The organism is Herbaspirillum sp. Her4 (assembly GCF_057961335.1).
In genome coordinates this window covers 3,001,909-3,021,409 of record NZ_CM176330.1, presented here as the reverse complement: position 1 = coordinate 3,021,409, position 19,501 = coordinate 3,001,909, and the positions used below count along the sequence as shown (strand labels likewise).

The window sequence follows — 19,501 nt, the reverse complement described above, 5'->3', positions numbered from 1 at the left end:
TTGACGCTGACGCCTCAGCGATACTGGCGGCGGCGGCCGGAACAGACGATCACGGCGATGATGATGAGCCCCGACAGCACCGAGCGTTCGCCCGCCGACAGGCCCACCACGTTCAACAGCGTATTGGTGAAATACAGGAACAGCGCCGCGCCCCAGATCCCGGCCACGCTGGGCCGGCCACCGGTGACGCTGGTGCCGCCGATGACCACCACGGCCACCGACATCAACAGGTATTCATTGCCCATGTCGAGCGAGGCACCGCCCGAGAACCCGGCGATGAGCAAGGCGCACAGCGCCGCAAAGACCGCGCACAGCACGTAGCACAGGCAGCGGATGCGTTCCACGCCGATGCCCGCCAGCCAGGCTGCACGGGCATTCTGGCCGACTGCCGAGAGGAAGCGGCCGAACAGCGTGCGCCCCAGTATCCAGGCCAGCCCCAGCGCCACGGCCAGCACCAGCCAGGCCAGTTGCGGAAGGTGCACCAGCCATCCGGTCGCGAAGCTGGCCAGCAATTGCGGTGGCGTGATTTTGAGGCCCTGCCCGACATGAATCGCCAGCGACTGCAGGATGAAGGACGAGGACATGGTGGCAATGATGGGCGGAATCTGCAGCAGACGGATCAGCAGATAATTGGCCAGCCCGATGCCGACACCCACCCCGAGCGTGACCAGCAGCCCGAGCAGGATGCCGCCATCCTCGCCGCCCATGGTACGCAAGCCCAGCGCCCCGGCCAGCGCGATGGTGGACGGAATGGAGAGATCGATGTTGCCTGGCCCGGTGGTCACCACCAGCATCTGCCCCAGGCCCACCAGCACCATCAGCGCCCCGAAAGAAAACGCAGACAAGCCGATATTGAACGCCGCCTCCGGCCCGGCCACCGCCAGCGTGGCCAGCCACAGCAAGGCCGCCCCCATGAAGGACCAGACCCAGGGCCGCTGTTGCAGCGCGGCCCCCATCGTTGCACGCGCGGCGCTCATTGACGTTCTCCCCGTGCCGACAGCAGGATGCGCATCGACAACACGATGATCAGGATCGCGCCCTGCAAGCCGATCTGCCACTTCGGCGCGATGTTGAGGAAGGACAGGAACGAGGCCGCAATCCCCAGCGTGATGGCCCCCAGCGTGGCACCGATGGGCGAGACCTTGCCGCCGATGAAGCTGCCGCCGCCCAGGATCACGGCGGCAATCGAGATCAGCGTGTAGCGCTGCGCAATATTGGCATCGGCCGAAGTAGTGATGCCGACCAGCGTCAGTGCAGAGAGAATGCCCAGCACGCCGGCCAGCCCGTACATCAGCGCCTTGGCGCGCACCACCGAACCGCCGCTGCGCACGATGGCCTTGGGATTGCCGCCGGCACCGCGCAGCCGCACGCCCAGCGAGGAACGCATCAGGAACCAGTGTCCGCACAGCGCGATGACGACTGCATAGACGATGGGCGTGGGCACCACCGGAATGGCCAGGTTCATCACATCCTGTATCCATTGCGGCGTGGCACCGCCCGGCATGGGCAGCAGGATCAGCGCCCATCCGCCCCAGACGAAGGACAGGCCCAGCGTTACCACGATGGACGGCAGATCGAACAATTCCACCAGCGCGCCGATGGCCGCGTACAGCAGCAGGCAGGCAATCAACGCCGCCACGCCCAGCAGCGGACGCTCCGGCAACCAGGTCACGGCGATGCAGGAGACCAGGCTGATGAAGGCACCGATGGACAGATCCAGGTCATTGACGGCAATGATGCACAGCTGCGCCATGCTGGCCAGGATCATCGGCACGGCCAGATTCAGCAGCAGACCCAGCCCGAAATAACTCATCGTATTGGGATTGATCCAGAAGATCGGTGCCAGCACCACGGCCAGCGTGGCCATGGGCAGCAGCAGGGTCTGGATCTCGTGGCGCGACAGCAGGCCGTGGCGCGCGCGCACGGGGGTGCGGGCAAGCGTAGTCATGCGCGGGCTCCTTCGAGTGGGGGTGTGACGGTGGCGCCATCGGCGCGCACGTTGCCGAAGGACGCGGCGATGATGCGTTCCTCCGAGAGTTCATGGCGGGCCAGTTTCAGGGTGACCCGCTGCTGGTAGAAGACGTAGGTCGCATCGCAGTATTCGAGCTCGTCGTTCTCGGTGGTGTACCAGACGAAGCTGCGGCCGCGCGCCGCTTCTGCGCGGATCAGGCGATACATGTCGACCTTGGTGCCGAAGTCGACGCCGCGCATGGGATCGTCCATCAGGATCAGTTCCGCATCCGACGACAAGGCCCGCGCAAACAGCACCTTCTGCTGGTTGCCACCGGACAGCGAGAGGATATTGTTGGACAGGTCCGGCGTACGGATCGCCACACGTTCATGCCACTGGCGGCCCAGTTCGGCTTCGGCGGCACGATCGATCACGCCGCCGCGCGCCAGATGCGGCAGCTCGCGGATGCTCAGGTTGCGCAGGATGCTCCACAGCGGGAAGTTGCCATCGCGCGCGCGATCCCCGGCCACGAAGGCCACCCGCATCTTGCCGCGATATTGCTCGAAGAGCCGGATCAGCATCTCGGTCTGCCCCTGCCCTGCCAGCCCGGACAATCCGACCACCTGGCCACGGCGCACGCCCAGTGCACCGACCGGTGACGCTGCCGGCAGTTTCACTTCCAGCAGTTGCTGGCTTTGCACGTCTGCGGACTCCGATTCCTGCTGCGCCTGCTGTTCGGCCTGACGCTCGATCTGCTTCTGGTCGGCGTGGCCCATGGCGTGGACCAGCGCATCACGCGTGAGATGGGCGGTGTGATCCTGCAAGACCAGCTGTCCATCGCGCATGACGGCAATGCGATTGCAGCAGTCAAAGATCTCGCCCAGCATGTGCGAGATGAAGACCAGGCTCATACCGTCTTCAAGACGCCGGCGGATGTAGGCTGTCAGCCGCGCTGCCGTTTGCGCATCGAGACTGGAGGTCGGTTCATCGAGGATCAGCAGGCGCACCGGCGCATCGACCACCGTGAAGGCGCAAGCGATTTCCACCATCTGGCGCTGGGTGATGCTGAGTTCGCCGACGATGCGATCGGGATCGATGCCATGGCCGGGGAAGATGTCATCGAGCTTCTCCGTCACCAGCTTGCGCGCCCGGCGCCGCCAGCCCCAGCCCTTGAGCTGCGGATGAAACACGCAGAGGTTTTCGGCCACATTGAGGTTCTGGCACAGGGACAATTCCTGGAAGACGCAACGCACGCCCAGCCGGTAGGCGGCCTGCGTGGTGTAGTTCTGGCGCGCCTGACCGTCGATGATGATCTGGCCGTCGTCACCGGGCAGCACGCCGGCCAGCACGTTCATGAGGGTGGACTTGCCCGCGCCGTTGTGACCGACCAGGCCCCAGCATTCACCGGGCTGGATGTCCACGCTCACATCTTGCAGCGCCTTGACGGGACCAAAGGACTTGCGGATATGCGACAGGCTGCACAAGGCGGCCGAGGGGGGATGGCTGGCGTTCACGCTGGATCACCTGTGTTCTTGAGGCAGTGGATGCGCCCATGGCCCGCGCGCCACCTTCATTGAGGCGGTCTGCGCGGGGATGGGACAGGACTTACTTGGACTTCGGCGTATCGAGCAGCTTGACGGTATCGGCCTGGGAGAAGCCGATATCGGCCACCCCGCCCTGCGGCGTCTTGGCCAGCGCATCCGGCAGTTGTTCCGCGGTCAGGTAGAGCAGCGGTGCCACGATATCGACGTCCTTGGGGATCTTCTTGCCGGCCAGCACCTGCTGCGCCACCCAGAAGGCCACCGTCACTGCGCCGGGCGGATTGGAAGCGGAATAGGTCTTGTAGCCGCTGGGGATCTGGGTCTTCCACCATTGCAGTTCGTCCTCGCGGTTGCCGAGGATGATGATGGGCAGTTCGCGATTGGCGGCCTTGAAGGCTTGCGCCACGCCGAAGCCATCGCCGCCCTGGGTGACCACGCCATCGACCTTGGGCAGGGTCGGCAGAATGCCGGCCACGGCCTTCTGGGCCACGGTCTGCGCCCAGTCGCCGTTGACGGAGCCGACGATCTTGAGGCCCGGATGCTTCTTGAGGCCGTCCATGATGCCGGCGTGGATTTCACCATCGACCGACACCCCGGCCAGGCCGCGGATTTCGAGGATGTTGCCCTTGCCGTTGAGACGCTCGGCGAGGTAGTCGACCTGGCGTTCGCCCATCTTGCGGAAGTCGAAGGTGACGCGATAGGCACAGGGTTCGGTGACCACGCCGTCATAGGAGACCACCACCACGCCGGCGGCGCAGGCTTTCTTGATGGTGCCGTTGAGGGCCGTGGGCGAAGCGGCATCGACCACGATGGCCTTGTAGCCTTGCAGGATCAGGTTCTGGATCTGCTGGGCCTGTTCGGTGGGCTGGTTTTCGGAAGTGGTGAAAGCGGGGGCGGCGGCCACCAGCTTGCGTTTGACGGCATCGTCGGCGGTCGCGGCCCAGGTCTTGAGCATGGACTGACGCCAGGCATTGGCCGCGTAGTTGTTGGACAGGGCGATCTTGGCTTGCGAGGTATCGCCGGTGGCGACCTGCGCGTTGGCGTGGCCGGCGCCGAGGATGAGGGTGGCCGAAGTGGCTGCGATGGCCGCGAGATGCAGCCCGACGCCACGGCGTCGTACCAATGCGTTCATATTGTCTCCGTTGTTGGCTATCAAAGCGGACTTGTTGAACGTCCGCGTATTGCTGCAATTTCTTCTTATATGAAACGATGGCCTCGTCGTTCAGAGGTCAACTTGTATGACGATTTATTCTAGAGAGCAGGGTCAGGGATGTCAAATGGTCAGACCACATGGCCGGACGCTGAGCTAGGAGTGGGTTTTTGGGGGATTGGTTCTCGCAGGATGGGTGGACTGCGGGAGTTGTGAGGATTTGAGATGAAGCGGGATATGAATTTTCTGACTTTGTCGGGCTGCTATCGGGGTGCAGAGCTTCATATCGGCATTTCACGCGTCCGGGAGCGCTGGTGGGCGCTGCTGAGAAAGAACATTCATTTCATTGCGCCACCGTTAATCCGGAGACATCCAGTTCGGGCAGATCTTCTTTTGAATGGTCCGTTTGATCGAGGACTGAAGGTGGCGAAGAGTTGCTGGAGCTCCGGGAGGGCGAAAGGCACTACCGCAGATAACTCCAGCAAACGGAGAATCCGGGAATGACCCGCACCCTGCATTGAACACGGCCTTGTACATCGAGGCTGGCCAGCAGGTATGGCCCGATGTTGTCCGTCAACAGGGCAAGCTCCTGCAAACCATCCAAATCCATCCGCATCTCTTCCCCCGTCTTCATCACCAATGAGGTCATGAATGACGGCATGTAATGACCCACTAAAAACCTGAACAAGGCCAGAGGGCGCGGCGCTTTCAATGAGCTGACGAAATGGTGCTATCCGTCTCGTCCTTTCGGACTTTGCGTGACACGCCGAGTGCAAAAGCCAGTAAAGATCGCGTAACTATATATTTCTATGTCTTGAGCGCTTTCGGCGTCGTCGAAACTTGATGCGAAGAAAAATATTATATTTTTCAAACACTTAGAGTAATTTTTTATTACATTTTTCGGGCCTTGAATGTAAAACATTTCCTAACGAACCCTGGCGAAGAGTTAATGGCCGGCGCCGACAGCTATTCGTCAGTATTTGGTCAGTAGTTGGTCAGGTATCAAATCCGAAATCACGTCAAAATCTTACAAAACTTAATTTCCCGTCTGACAGGAGCTGCTGAGCTGATGTGGCTTGGCATTGTTAGTCGGTAGTCGGGATGGCTGCCAGGTGGAAATCCGATAGCGAAACTGCTTTAAACGGGGCTGGGTGGAGTGTTAACGACTCGGTTCTTTCTGAGCAGCTTCTTCTAACCAGTACAACGATATAAAAATTTCTAAATAGGTGCTGAGATGGAGATCAAGTCTTTCCCAACGCATCTGGGACCACTTTTGGTCACCGATGATTTTGTGCCGGCTCAACTACAGCACGCTTTATCGGAGATGATTCGGCAACCTATCTGGAAATATGGATGGCGTTCTAACACTAGGCGAGATCGTTATTGCTACTGGCACGCACATGTCGCGGGCGGAGACGGTGCTGCGCGTATTAACTGCGAGCCCGAGTTGGCTGCACAGCCCGCCTATTCTGCAATCTATGCTTTGTTTAAGATTCTTCAGGCAGGGCCCCTAAGAGGGCATGAACCTGTGCGGGTCTACATGAACAGTCATACCTTCGGCATCGAAGGCTATGTGCATCAAGACAATACCGATACGGAAAACTATTTTTCGACCGTCTACTACGCACATCCGGTCTGGCACCAGAATTGGTCGGGGGAGACCGTGTTCTACAACCGCGACGAGAGCGACATATTAACCAGCGTGTTTCCTCGCCCGGGGCGCGCTGTGACCTTCCATGGCGCTGTCCCACACTGCGCTCGCGCACCCAGCCGGGACTGCAATGAGCTGCGGGTATCGATAGTGATAAAGACGCAGCGTCAGGCGCAGTCAGTTGGTAACGCAAACCCACTGGCTGGACTGACCGGCGAAGGTGGAAGATGAGCGTATCTCCAGTCATCAACGGCTCTTCGGTGCTACCTGACATTAGCGGTTTATCCAATGAGGTCATGTCGTTGTTGCGCCAATGCGGTGCAATGCAACGTCCGCATAGCGGAAGAACTCTGCTCGATCATCTGGTCGGAACGCATGAACTCCTGCGTGCTTGGGGAAATTCTTCAAGCGTATGCCTAGGTGGCCTCTTCCACAGTATCTATGGAACGAATGCGTTCCGCCATGAGAGCTTGTCTGAGCGAGATCGCCCTCTGCTGCGTGGCGTCATCGGATACGAGGCGGAAAGTCTGGCATGGGACTTTTGTCACGTCGATAGACCAGCAGCGATCATTGCCGCCATTCATCAGGGACGCGATCACTCGGCTGCGAATCCAGCATCAATGCTTGGGAGTGTGGTAGGGCCCGATTGGATTTCGCTGGCAGAGATAGAAGTGGCCAATCTGCTTGAGCAGGGAAGTCATAGTCCTGCGTTGCGCCAGCTGTTTTTTCTGGGGATCGAGAAGTTGGGCGTATTGAGTTCGGGGGCGCAAGCAGCCCTCAAGAACACGCTGTCCGCCCAACTGCGAATGAACACCAAGCCACCCGTTCTGATACCTTCCACCGTGCTCATCTGCGGAGGCAGAGATGAGTGAGGTACGGTTTGCACGAATCGAAGATATTCCCTTACTGGTCGACTTCGGCAGGAAGCTGCACGTGCAAAGCCGCTATGCGTGGATGCAATTCAACGCAACTCGTCTATGGAATAGCTTGGAGGCCGCAATCAGTAACAAGCAACACTGCGTGATCGTAGCTATTCGTACCCATCAGGAGACATCGGCTCAGGGCGATACACAAGAGGTGATCGGCGTGTTGTGGGCATATGCCGTGGCACTTCCGTTCAGTAGCGACTTCGTTGCACATATTGACTACCTTTATGTCCTTGCACGATATCGCGGGACGCCAGTGGCCATGAAGATGATGGCAGGACTGCGCCGTTGGGCGAACAATCGACAAGTATCAGAACTATTGCTGGCTAACGCTTTTGCTGGTGATCCGACATATAGCGGGAAGTGGCTGGGGAAGCTGGGGATGAAGCCGGTAGGTGGGCTGCATTCGATGTGGACGGATCGCCAATGAAAATTTCGTTGCTGCGATGTGCCGGAATTTTTCTTAGAGCCGTTCTCTAGATTTTCCTGATTCTTCATAGGTAGTTCACACAGTGGAAATCGAGGTGCGTGTTCCATTCGTTGTGATGTCAGGCTCGGTAGAAGAAGTGCTTTCTGAATCAAGTTGGCAGGGAAAAATGATGAAAAAAATCATAGAACGTGTCTTGGTGATTACATCGCTTTTGCTCACTGCTTGCATGGTGACTGCGTGTCACGATGAGACTGAGTCACAGGCTATAGAAGACACATCGCCGAAAATTAAAGCGACTCCCAACATGGATTTATCCAGGTTTTCGGTGCGGACACGGTTGCCATTGAGGGCCGGTGAGATTGCTGATCCCAATAGTGATTTTGTCAAAAAATGGACCGGAAAGAGTATGCCGGTGAAGCTAAATGAGCACTTGGTTTTAGCTGTTCCGGAGGAGTACAGAGAGTTCTGGAGGCCACCTTACCCCCGTGAAGAGAATTACAGCGACCCAGCCGTTTTTAATGCGCTACCTACGAACACTTTCTTCAGCGTGTTTATGCATATGCCCGACATGAGTGGATTCACGCTTCAGAATTTCGAATTAACGAAAGATGGCGTTTCTTTTGACGACAGTCTGATTCGGGTCATTGGCGTGAATGCAAACGAGGACAGAGCAATTCCGAGGATTCCCGACTCGGTAGCCGATTTTCCTCCAACGGCATTTAAAAGGCTCTCGAGTGGAGATTATCCGCGTATCGATCTTTTGCACTACGAAGAAAAATATGGACTTAGATGTTACGGACTTCCACCTGAAACCGAAATGAAACTGGTGACGAAGGATAACAAGCGCTATTGCTATGGCTTAAAAGATAAGCAGTCCGGGGAGTACATATTGTTGCAGACCACCTCTCCTCTTTATGAAGAAAATAGTCCCTTCAATAACATGGAGGCGCACTATTTCTCACCTCAATATGGTGGTGTCACCATGTGGTGGGTAGCAAGTATGAAGCATTTCTCTCAATGGAAAGAAATCGATTCCGGAATATGGGAAAGGTTTCGCGAATGGAACATCGTCAAAAACTAACCGGAATCAACCATTATGGCTGACGCAACTACTGGAAACTACCTTGCCATTCCCTCTTCTGTAATGGCTCAAATAAAAATAGCAGGTGATGCGGGTCGTTACAATGAGATGTACTCGATAATTGCTAATGCAATGTCGTCAAACCAAATCTCGGGGTGGACTCCCGCACAGCTATATTGGTTTCAACAGGCTTCGCAGATTAATCAAGGGATTAACGCCGGGCAGTTTTCATCCGCATCCGCTTTTTTTATTAATGATATCGACAGGATCGCACTAAGTGGTCAGAGCAGTATTGATTCCACTATCGTGAACATGACGAACAACATTGGTCTAAACGTCTATCAAAGCATAATCAAAGGTGATCCAAGCCAAGGAGGTGCGGGTAATCAAATTCCTCCCTTCTCCGCCCAGCTCACGGCAGATATTCAAGCTGCTACTGACATCGGGAAAATGAGCATCGGCTCCTGGGGCGGGGCATTCTATTATTGGAACCAAACATTTACGCCGTCGAACTCGGTCGTTCCAACGACTGTTGGACAATACATATCGAGTGATCCCAGTCGCCTCAGCCAATTCGTGACAAATACAGCACGTGCCATGGCTGATACCGTTGAGAACATCGGATCAACAGTCGGACTAAGCAGCGAAAATGGGAAAGCTGCCGTTAATGCTTTTCTCCAGGGGTTTCAAAATTTTGGTCCTTCTTCAGGCTCATCGCTCATCGGGAGCGCAATTTTTGGAAAAGTCGTCGCCAATATTGTGCAGGATAATCCTGTTACCTCAGTAGTAGTTCTTGGCTTTGTATCAGAAGACTTGGCGATAGCTTTGGGGGCGACTCTAGTTGCCAACAAAGCACTATCTTATTTCCATATGTCTGATAGCGATGCCACTGCGCTTGGTGACTATGCATCCACCATCGCGTCTTCCATTTATCCCGACTCATCAGGACCTACAAGTGATTCCGGTGTCAGCGCCAAATCGCTATTGGCTTCCTCAGTCAAGGAAGAACTCTCCAATCTGAGTGGTGATGTCAAGGTATACCAGGATGGAAGCAACGTCATTCTGGTAGGAGAGAACGGTGTTTCTACGGTCAGCTTGACAGGCGCGAGCAAGGTGTCCGTACTCGTTAGTGGCAGCGGTTCGATTCAGACAACCACGAATTACAACACCTTTTCCGGAGCAGTCAGTTCGGTTTCTGCGATAGTTTCAGGGCAAGGTATTGTGAGCGCCATCAATGGTGCTAGCGTTACCCTGAATCAGGGCGCCTCTGCGATTTTCACCGGGAGCGATAACATCTTTAGCGTCGCGCCCGGCGCCACTCTGCAAATCGCCGAGTCGAGCAGCAATAGTACTCTGCAGTTTGGTAGCCCTGGAGCTGTCTTGTCGGTTAGCTTGGGGGCCGGTGGTGCGCAGGTGTCGGTCAGTGCCGATGGGAGCGTGATGAATGTCCGGGATGGCTCCGGAAGTTTAAAGACGAACATCGCCGTTGCTCCTGCGACGGATAGCTCTCCTATTTCTACGACACGAACTGACTATCCAGATTCCAATGATCTGAATGTCAGGAACATCACCATTTATGATGCATCCGGAAATGTCTCGAATACGAGTACCATTTCTCAAGCAATTGATACCGTTGTCGATAGCCCGACTTTTGGGCAGGTCGTGCCCAATCTTTACAATATCGTCAATAGGGACGCCAATGGAGAAATCCTCTCTACTGGCCAACGGGAGCTGAACCCTGTTGATAAAAGCTACCAGGATTCACTGATACAGTCTGCCTCACCCGACAATCCCAATGGGGCCTTGACGGTAAACGTCACTAATAGCCAAGGCGTTACCACTACATTGCTCAGCCAGGCGGCTCTTGCAAATTTGGGTAACGCAGTATCCGTTCTGGGAGATGAGTTTGCGATTGTCCAGGCGATAAAAAATGGCCAACCTCTTCCGCTCGTTGCTTCAGGTTTGCACTTGGCAAATGACGTTGAACATAGTGGGGTGTGGTCATTGAACATGGCCAGCAATGCGGCAAGCATCGTTACTACTTTGGTCGGCCTGGAACAAGCAGTCAAGTCTGGGGACGGTCTGGCGGCTGCAGCCGATACTGTAAATTTGATTTCAGTCGCAGGAAATACCTATGTAAGTGCATTGGGCTATAGCGCAAGCCTAGCCGCCGATGGGACGCAGATCACGGCTTTACAAGCGGCGGCGGCAGACAATGCAATTTCCTCTCAAACTGCCACATTTGTCTCGGACGCAGGGGAGATTGCTCCGTACCTGACTATCGCTGTCGATCTGGAACATGGCGACTATGTTGGTGCAATCGCCACCGGTATCGGTTTCGCAATGGGAGGCCCAATCGGTGCGGCGATCGGCAGCGTCGTTGGCTCCATATTTGACGACATCTTCGGTGATGATCCGCCACCACCGTGGGGGAATGCCTCCGCATCCTGGAATGGAGCTACTACCACGATTAAGATCGATACGGTGGGAGACCAAGGGGGCGACACGGTGGCCCGCAACGTATTGAGCAATTTGATTGGCGGCTTGCAAAACGTCGCTAATCAATACAACAGTCTCGGCCAACCCGGGCTGCAGCTGGGCATCATTCCGGAGCGACTCGGCAGCATTTCTTTCAACAACAATCAGTTTCAGGTCAATACCGTCGATGCTGTAACGGGCCAGTCGATCAATCCGGATCTTTACTACGATACCAATGGTAACGTCGCTTTTGGTAGCAGCTACGACGGGAACAATGCCTATTTCCAGACACTCAACCAGTACTATGCGAACAACGCTCTTGCGCGTCAGGCCATCGCCCCAGAATGGGAAGTGCAAACTGCAGAAATGCAGGCGGCTGCAGGATTGTCCAATGCAGGACTGACGGAAACACAACGTGCAGCTAATCTGGGAGAACTGGCATCGGCAGCAGGCAGCGGTTCTTCGGTGGAGGAATGGAACCCGATCGCATTGGATTTCGGCGGTGGTCTCTCGACCACATCCCTGGCATCCAGCAACATCCAATTTAACGTTGATGGTACTGATAATCTCGACGCCAATTTGATCGGTACAGCTGATACACAATATCTCCATCGAACCTCCTGGTTGAACAAAACGGACGGGTTCTTGGTCTTGGACGAAAACTTGGACGGGTCCATCGACAATGGCGAGGAAATGTTCAGCGACAGCAAGGTTGCCGCCGGCTATCGCGGGATCGCCAGCTTGACAACCTATGATGCCAATGGAGATGGGGTGATCAACGCGACAGATCCGGTGTTTGCCCAGTTAGGCGTTTGGATCGATGCGCAGGGCACTGGGCAGATGACCTCAGCGAACTACCATAGCTTGGCCAGCTTGGGCATCGCCAGTTTGAATTATCGTTTAGGGACCTATACAAGAAATGATGGCAGCGTGCATGAAATGGGCACGCTCAGCTTGCAGGCCGATACCCTGGGAACCAGCTATACGCCTGCGCCGAACGGAATACAACTGACCACTACCGACGGACAAGTCACCTTGGAAGTCACCCGTCTCAATGACCTCTCCAGTGTTCAGGCCAATGAAGTGAGTTTTGCTACCGACGAAGATGTACCCGCAGTGATCCAGGTGCGAGGCAATGGCAGCTCGGTTCAAGGCCTGCTTGATACCGACAGCGTGAGCAATGCTCCTAACGCCATTCTGCAGCTGCAAAGTGTTCAAAATTCCCAGGGCGGAACGGTGACCTATAACGCCCAGAACGGGACCGTCACTTTTACACCCACGACCGGCTACTCTGGCACGGCAGGATTTGACTACACCATCGATGCCGGTGCATATGGAACGGCTACGGCCCACGTACAGGTCGATGTAGCGCAAGTCGACCATCCGCCTATTATCACGGGCGACACCTTGCAGCCAATCCCCATCTACGGATATGAATATACCCAAGACAGTGCTGGAAACGTCTCGTATCTGCCGATATTTCAACCGGGCTCGGGCTTCGGTGATTCTAATGGTGGTGGGGGGTATTCATACCGCTCGACAGCCGTTGGCTATCAGCAAAATCCTGATGCAGGGACTTTGTCCGTCACGGACAAGGACTTCCCGGCCAGCGCGTTGACCTGGAGTGTCATTGACCAGGCGCGATATGGTACGGCCTCGATCGATGCCAACGGTGACTGGTCGTTTTCACCCACTAACGCTATCGGCGGAACGGACGCGTTTGTGGTTCAGGTCCGTGATCCGCTGGGTGGCGCTGCGCAGTACACGATATCAGTCCCATTACCATCGCCTGCGCCACCGCCATCGGACGGCGGTGTAGATGGCGGTGGCGAATCTGACGACTCTGATTCAGACTCAGATTCCGGCGGTGGTGACGGCGGTGGAGACGGCGACGGTGGTGACGGCGGGGATCCGCTGATTCTCGATCTTAGAGGCAATGGCTTCCATTTCTCCTCCGTGAATGACTCGAACGTATTCTTCGAGCAAGCAGCTGATGGATTGCGTCACCAAACAGCTTGGTTTAACGGCGGAAACGGTGTACTTGCCTACGACAAATATGGTGATGGCAGCGTCCGGGATAGCAGCCAGATCAATTTCTACAACCAGGTAGCTGGCGCTACCAGTGACTTGCAAGCTTTGCAGATCCTCGCTGGTGGCGCGTCTAAGCTCGACAGCTCCAGCGCGATCTGGTCTCGGCTTGGGGTATGGGTCGATGCCAACGGAGATGGGGTATCCGAAGCAGGAGAATTCGAGACCTTGTCTCAGTTGGGCATCACTTCCATCAATTTCAACGCACAACCGTCATTCTCACTCAATGAAGGCGTAGTCATCCACGAAATGGCGACGTTCACCTATGCGAACGGGACGGTCGAAAACATGGCAGAGGTGACGCTGCCGTTCTCGAACAACGTGCTTGTGTCGGATGGCAACGGAGGAACGCGAGTTACACAGCTGAGTCAAGGCTCGCTGGCTCAGCCGATCACTGTAGGCGACGGAAATAATCTGGTGTTGGGCCATGTTGGAGACAACAATATCAGTGCAGGAAACGGTAACAACGTCGTTATCACCGGAACGGGGAATGATCTCATCAAGGTGGGAGATGGCAATAACACGATTCAAACCGGTTCTGGTGCTGACCTGATTGTCGCCGGCAACGGCGACAACACTATCCTGTTGGGGGCAGGGCCACAAACCGTGATTGTCGGAGGTGGCAATAATCTGGTTACCGGTGGCGGAGGCAATGACATCATCATGGCCGGGCAAGGCAACAACGTCTTGTATGCTGGTAATGGCAATAGCCTGGTATCCGCGCGCGATGGTGCCAATACACTCGTCGGCGGCGCTGGTTATGACGAATTGATCGCCGGGAACGGGAGCAATATTTTCATGGATGGCGGCGGCAGGGCTGACATGAGTGCCGGGACGGGTAGCAACACTTTTGTTGTCACGAATACGCTCGATACCATTACAGTCGCAGCTCCATCAGGAACAACGGCGGTTGGCATCAATACAGTCAAATCCAGTGTCAACTGGACCTTGGGTGCTAACCAGCAAATTCTCTGGGGCACCGGAGACAAGGCATTGACGCTTACCGCGAATAACGCCGGTGATCAATTAATCGGCAACGGCGCAGCCGACACACTGATCGGTGGCAGCGGCAACGATACGCTAGCCGATAGCGGTGGTGCCGCCCAGATGATCGGTGGTGGCGGTAATGACACATTCGTTGTGAGTAACACTGCCTCGGTGGTCCAAGAGACTGCCAACTCCGGTATTGCCACGGTCAAGACGAGCGTCAGTTACAGCCTGCCGGACAACGTTCAAAATCTGATCGGCACTGGTAATGCGGCGGTAATCCTGCGTGGAGGTGCGCAAGATGGCACGACCATCACCGCCAACGACGCCAATGACACACTCATCGCGGGTACTGGTGTCAGTACGCTGATTGGTGGAGCCGGTAGCGACACCTTCGTCGTCAATAATGTCAACGATATCGTGCAAGCACAGGCTGGCGGGATCAACACCGTTCAAACCAGCGTGAACTATACCGCCGGTCTCCACGTGCAAAATCTGGTAGGGACGGGGGCAGCTGATTTGATCCTGACAGGTAATGGCGCAGGCGACACGGTCCAAGCCAACGCTGGTAATGACACGCTCATTGCTGCTGCAGGTGCTGATAGCTTCATCGGTGGTAGCGGCAATGACACCTACCAGCTTGGAGACGGTAACGAATCGGTGCTTCTGGGAGCAGGCAATAGTATCGTTACGGGCGGTCGGGCCAATGCTGTTATCAATGGTCTGGCCAGCGGGGTTGCGAATATCACATTGGGCGACGGTCAGGTACAAATCGATCTCTCCCAAAACAATCAAGCCAATGCCATTTCCTTGGGTAATGGCGCTGATTCTGTATCGTCAGGCAATGGCAACAATACGATCAGCGTCGGCGATGGTACGGATCTCATTACCACAGGCGATGGTAACAACCTCGTCAATGCCGGCAACGGGAATGATGTAATCACCGTCGGCAACGGTAACAATCGAATTGCGATCGGTTCAGGGACAAATCAAGTCACTGTAGGCACCGGTACTGATGTCGTGACGAACTGGAATGGCAATGACACACTGCTGCTGGAACAAAATGTTCCTGCCGACACCGTGAACTTTGTCAATCTCGGCAACGACATCCAGATCAATGAGTCCTTGAGCAATGGCAGTGTGCGAGTCGTTGGCGCAAGCGCTACACCTTCGTCGGCGCTAGGCCGATATGTGCTTGGAAACGGCAATGACACGGTCTCGCTGGACGCGAGCAGCTATCAAATTCGCGCTGGAAACGGTAACGACAACATTACCGGCCTCAATGCCAGCGAAACCTTGAGCCTGGGTAATGGCAACAGTCAGGTCACGTTGGGCGACGGTAGTAACCAGGTCACCGTCGGCAACGGAAATAACACGCTTTCCTTTGGCAACGGCGATAACAGCATCGTCAATGGAACTGGAAATAATCTGATCCGTTTTGGTGTGGGCAACAATGCGCTGGCCAACAATGGAGGATTTGATCAAGTTACCTTTGATGCTGGTTCCAATGGTGGCATCGTCAACTACACAGTCAGCGGGCAGGACGTAATTGTTGGTTCCCCTTCGTGGGCTGCCGGTGGTTCGGTAAAAGTTCTCAATGCCCAATCCAGCGGCGCGGGAACGACCGAGTTTGTGTTCGATAACAGCAACTACGATGTCGGTTTCGGCACTGCCAATGCTGGATTCAAGGCCGGCAATGGCAATAACACGGTCATCGGTGACGACGGCAATGATCTGGTTGCGTTAGGTAACGGAGTCAACTACGTCCAGCTTGGCAATGGCAATGACAAAGTCACGACTTCCGATATCTCTTATGTCACCAACACGATCATGCTGGGAAATGGTAACGATCAGGTTCAGGTCGGGGACGGCAATAACTATGTGTCAGTCGGCAGTGGTATCAATACTCTTACCGGTGGCGATGGAAATAATGATTTCGCATTGGGCGCAGGACGTAATCAAGTCAATATAGGCAACGGAAACAATTCTGTCGTTCTCGATCAAGGCCTGGACCAGCTCACCCTGGGCAACGGCAACAACACGCTCAAGGGTAGTGAGAATGCTGGGGTCAGCAAGACGGTGGTCGCTGGGAACGGCAACGACCAGATCTCCCTCGGGCAGGGAGACGACACACTTTCATTGGGCAGCGGTAGCCTAACTATCACGCTTGGCGACGGTAAAGACAGTATTCGGGCGCAAGATATCTCGACCAGCACCAGCAGCATCACCGTTGGCAACGGAGCCGACACCATTACCCTGGGCGATGGTGCTGACAACATCTACCTTGGTAATGGTAACGACCAGGTTTCTGCCGGCAATGGCAACGATCAAGTCTATGGCGGCTCAGGCAATAATCAGGTCAGCCTTGGAAATGGCAATAGCACCGTCTCTCTGGGCGATGGTAATAACAAGATTAGCCTGGGTAACGGGAACAACGTTGTCGACCTTGGCAACGGCATCAATGTTCTTTCGGTCGGTAATGGTAACAATACGATCAATCTGAATGGAAGCGCGGGCAGCGATATTCTGATCCTGGGTAACGGTGCCGATACGGTCAGTTCAAGTGGCAGCACGCAGGATTACCAACTGGGTTCGGGGCAGTATGTCATCAATAACTGGAGCGGGCTGGACAACATCACCTTGACCACGGCCAATGCTTCTCAGCTTTGGTTCCAGCAGCAAAACGGTGATCTGGACATCACGGTGCTGGGCTCAAATGAGAGCGTCAAATTGACCAACTGGTTCTACGGTAGTGCGGCTAGCAGCATCACTACGGCGGACGGGGCCACCATTGATGACGCGACCGTCGCTAACCTGGTTCAGGCAATGGCAGCGTTTTCACCACCCGCCCCCGGACAGACCAGCTATACCGCTGCCGAACAGTCAGCAATTGAACCTCTTTTGGCTTCCAGTAGGCATTAACCGAAACGGTGGCAGCGGGTCGGGTATCACGAGCCCGCTGTCGACTAGACTGGCTTAATACAAGGTTGTCCGAGCTGTTTCATGCCGTAAGCAGAACTGGGACCTCATCCCAAATGAGGTCCCGTCCGCTCTACGCGTTGAGGTAGGGAATTCATGCAACAAACCGTCTTACCGCCATTGGGGGCCGAGCGCGATCCCGGTCTCGCTGCGCTTGTACTGATTGCGCGCTTTCATGGCATCGCTGCGGATCTGGAGCAGATCCGCCATCACTTCGCCATTGTCAACGGAGCGGCAAAAGAACCGGATCTGGTATTGGCTGCCCGCTCCATCGGCTTAAAAGCCCGTAGCGTAAAGCTGGCATCCGACCGCATATCCACTACGCCGTTTCCCGCCCTTGTGTTGTGCAAAAGCGGTCAGCACTTCATCCTCGCAGGCGGAGATGCGGAAAAGGCGTTGATCCTAGAGGCCAACGAGAGCTCTCCCCGACAGGTTCCAGCCAGTGAAGTGATGGAACGTAGCCTGGGACGCATGCTGCTGTTTGCCTCCCGCGCTTCGCTGGCAGGTGAACTCGCGCGCTTCGACTTCTCGTGGTTCATTCCCGCAGTCGTCAAATACCGCCGGTTGCTGCTGGAGGTGTTCGCTGTCTCAGCCGTGCTGCAACTGTTTGGCCTGGTTTCTCCCCTGATGTTTCAAGTCGTTATGGACAAGGTGCTTGTCAACCGAGCCTTTAGTACCTTGAACGTCGTCTGCTTCGCATTGCTGGTGAGCGCTATCTTCGAGATCCTCCTGACCGGATTGCGAAACTACGTTTTCTCTCACACGACCAATCGTATTGACGTCGAGCTAGGGGCTCGACTTTTTCGACATCTTCTTACGCTACCTCTCAGTTATTTCGCAGCCAGGCGCGTGGGTGATACGGTGGCCCGGGTGCGCGAGCTGGAGAATATTCGCAACTTTCTGACCGGTCAGGCGCTGACCGCTGTACTGGACTTGATCTTTTCAGTGATCTTCATCGGTGTAATGTGTTTCTACAGCGTCTGGCTCACATTGATTGTGGTCATTTCTTTGCCGATGTATGCGGTCATCTCGGCAGCGATCAACCCTGCATTGCGGACCCGTCTCAATGAAAAATTTGCCCGCAGCGCCGACAACCAGTCCTTTCTGGTGGAAGCGGTGTCCAGCGCTGAGACGGTCAAGTCGATGGCGGTCGAGCCGCAGTTCATACGGCGCTGGGATGATCAGCTCTCTGCTTATGTGGCAGCTGGATTTCGCGTTAGCTCCCTGGGCAACCTGGGGCAACAGCTTATTCAATTCATCGGCAAGCTCGTCACGCTACTGACTTTGTATTTCGGTGCGAAGCTGGTCATCGATGGAAAACTGTCGGTCGGTCAGTTGATTGCCTTTAACATGATGTCGCAGCGAGTCGCCGCCCCTGTACTGCGGTTGGCCCAGCTGTGGCAGGACTTTCAGCAGGTCGGGCTGTCAATGCGGCGTCTTGGAGACATCCTCAATACCCGGAATGAACTTCCCCAGAGCCGACAGGCACTACCGCCCATCAAAGGCGATGTCAGCTTCGAGGACATCCGCTTTCGCTACCGTCCGGATGGCCCACCTATCCTCAATGGAGTTTCCCTCCATATCCAGCCGGGCCAGGTCATCGGGATCGTTGGCCGCTCGGGCTCAGGCAAGAGCACACTGACCAAACTGCTGCAGCGGCTATATGTCCCGGAGCATGGACGAGTACGCGTAGACGGCATTGACCTTGCTCTGGCCGACCCGGCATGGCTGCGACGCCAGATCGGTGTCGTGCTGCAGGAAAACGTCCTTTTCAATCGCTCGATCCGAGACAACATTGCCGTCACGGACGCGGGCATTCCACTGGAACAGGTCATCCACGCCGCCACACTTGCCGGTGCTCATGACTTTATTCTGGAGTTGCCGCAAGGTTATGACACGATTGTGGGCGAACACGGGTCGGGGTTGTCCGGAGGGCAGCGTCAACGTATCGCAATTGCGCGTGCCCTGGTCAGCAACCCACGCATCCTGATTTTTGACGAGGCCACCAGTGCGCTCGACTTCGAAACTGAGCGAATTGTTCAGCAAAATATGCGCGCGATGTGCCAAGGACGGACCGTCATCATCATTGCCCATCGACTGACGGCTGTTCGACACGCGGATTGCATCATTGCGATGGACAAGGGCGCTATCGTGGAGAGCGGAAGTCACGATCAGCTTATCGCGCAGGCGGGATATTACGCGCATCTGGTTTCCTTGCAGAATAGTTGATTGGCCTTCC

10 protein-coding genes are annotated in these 19,501 nt (G+C 55.8%); 6 read left to right on the top strand and 4 right to left on the bottom strand.

Features of this window, described 5'->3' with window-relative positions:
• Nucleotides 1–14 precede the first annotated feature (14 nt).
• The 4 genes from ACWFUC_RS13600 to ACWFUC_RS13585 all read right to left on the bottom strand — a co-directional run bounded on the left by ACWFUC_RS13600 (nucleotide 15) and on the right by ACWFUC_RS13585 (nucleotide 4,624).
• Nucleotides 15–977 (bottom strand): ABC transporter permease, encoded by a 963-nt coding sequence (locus ACWFUC_RS13600; protein WP_489625179.1) that lies wholly within the window; start codon nucleotides 975–977, stop codon nucleotides 15–17.
• Nucleotides 974–1,948 carry an ABC transporter permease gene (locus ACWFUC_RS13595; protein WP_489625178.1) on the bottom strand — a complete coding sequence of 325 codons (975 nt, stop codon included), beginning with the start codon at nucleotides 1,946–1,948 and terminating at the stop codon, nucleotides 974–976. Before ACWFUC_RS13595 ends, ACWFUC_RS13600 begins: the two co-directional genes overlap by 4 nt.
• Nucleotides 1,945–3,465, bottom strand: coding sequence for a sugar ABC transporter ATP-binding protein (locus ACWFUC_RS13590; RefSeq protein ID WP_489625177.1), 1,521 nt, complete (start codon nucleotides 3,463–3,465; stop codon nucleotides 1,945–1,947). Before ACWFUC_RS13590 ends, ACWFUC_RS13595 begins: the two co-directional genes overlap by 4 nt.
• A 91-nt stretch (nucleotides 3,466–3,556) precedes the next feature.
• The gene (locus tag ACWFUC_RS13585) at nucleotides 3,557–4,624 is read right to left on the bottom strand and encodes an ABC transporter substrate-binding protein (protein WP_039787515.1); all 1,068 of its coding nucleotides are present in this window, start codon (nucleotides 4,622–4,624) and stop codon (nucleotides 3,557–3,559) included.
• Nucleotides 4,625–5,876: 1,252 nt separating this feature from the next.
• On the opposite strand from ACWFUC_RS13585, the gene ACWFUC_RS13580 reads away from it, so the two are divergent.
• From ACWFUC_RS13580 to ACWFUC_RS13555, 6 genes are all read left to right on the top strand, one after another.
• Nucleotides 5,877–6,524: a 2OG-Fe(II) oxygenase gene (locus ACWFUC_RS13580; RefSeq protein ID WP_489625176.1), complete on the top strand. Its 648-nt coding sequence runs from the start codon at nucleotides 5,877–5,879 to the stop codon at nucleotides 6,522–6,524.
• A complete protein-coding gene (locus ACWFUC_RS13575) occupies nucleotides 6,521–7,165 on the top strand; it encodes a DUF6817 domain-containing protein (RefSeq protein WP_489625175.1) in 645 nt (214 codons plus the stop codon). The genes ACWFUC_RS13580 and ACWFUC_RS13575 overlap by 4 nt, the downstream gene beginning before the upstream one ends.
• Nucleotides 7,158–7,649, top strand: a complete 492-nt coding sequence (locus tag ACWFUC_RS13570) for a GNAT family N-acetyltransferase (protein ID WP_489625174.1) — start codon at nucleotides 7,158–7,160, stop codon at nucleotides 7,647–7,649. Before ACWFUC_RS13575 ends, ACWFUC_RS13570 begins: the two co-directional genes overlap by 8 nt.
• A gap of 94 nt (nucleotides 7,650–7,743) precedes the next feature.
• Nucleotides 7,744–8,730 carry a hypothetical protein gene (locus ACWFUC_RS13565; RefSeq protein WP_489625173.1) on the top strand — a complete coding sequence of 329 codons (987 nt, stop codon included), beginning with the start codon at nucleotides 7,744–7,746 and terminating at the stop codon, nucleotides 8,728–8,730.
• A 15-nt stretch (nucleotides 8,731–8,745) separates the two neighbouring features.
• Nucleotides 8,746–17,205, top strand: a complete 8,460-nt coding sequence (locus ACWFUC_RS13560) for a beta strand repeat-containing protein (protein WP_489637198.1) — start codon at nucleotides 8,746–8,748, stop codon at nucleotides 17,203–17,205.
• Between the two features lie 153 nt (nucleotides 17,206–17,358).
• Entirely contained in the window at nucleotides 17,359–19,491 is a 2,133-nt protein-coding gene (locus ACWFUC_RS13555; protein ID WP_489625171.1) for a type I secretion system permease/ATPase, read from the top strand.
• Nucleotides 19,492–19,501: the final 10 nt, after the last annotated feature.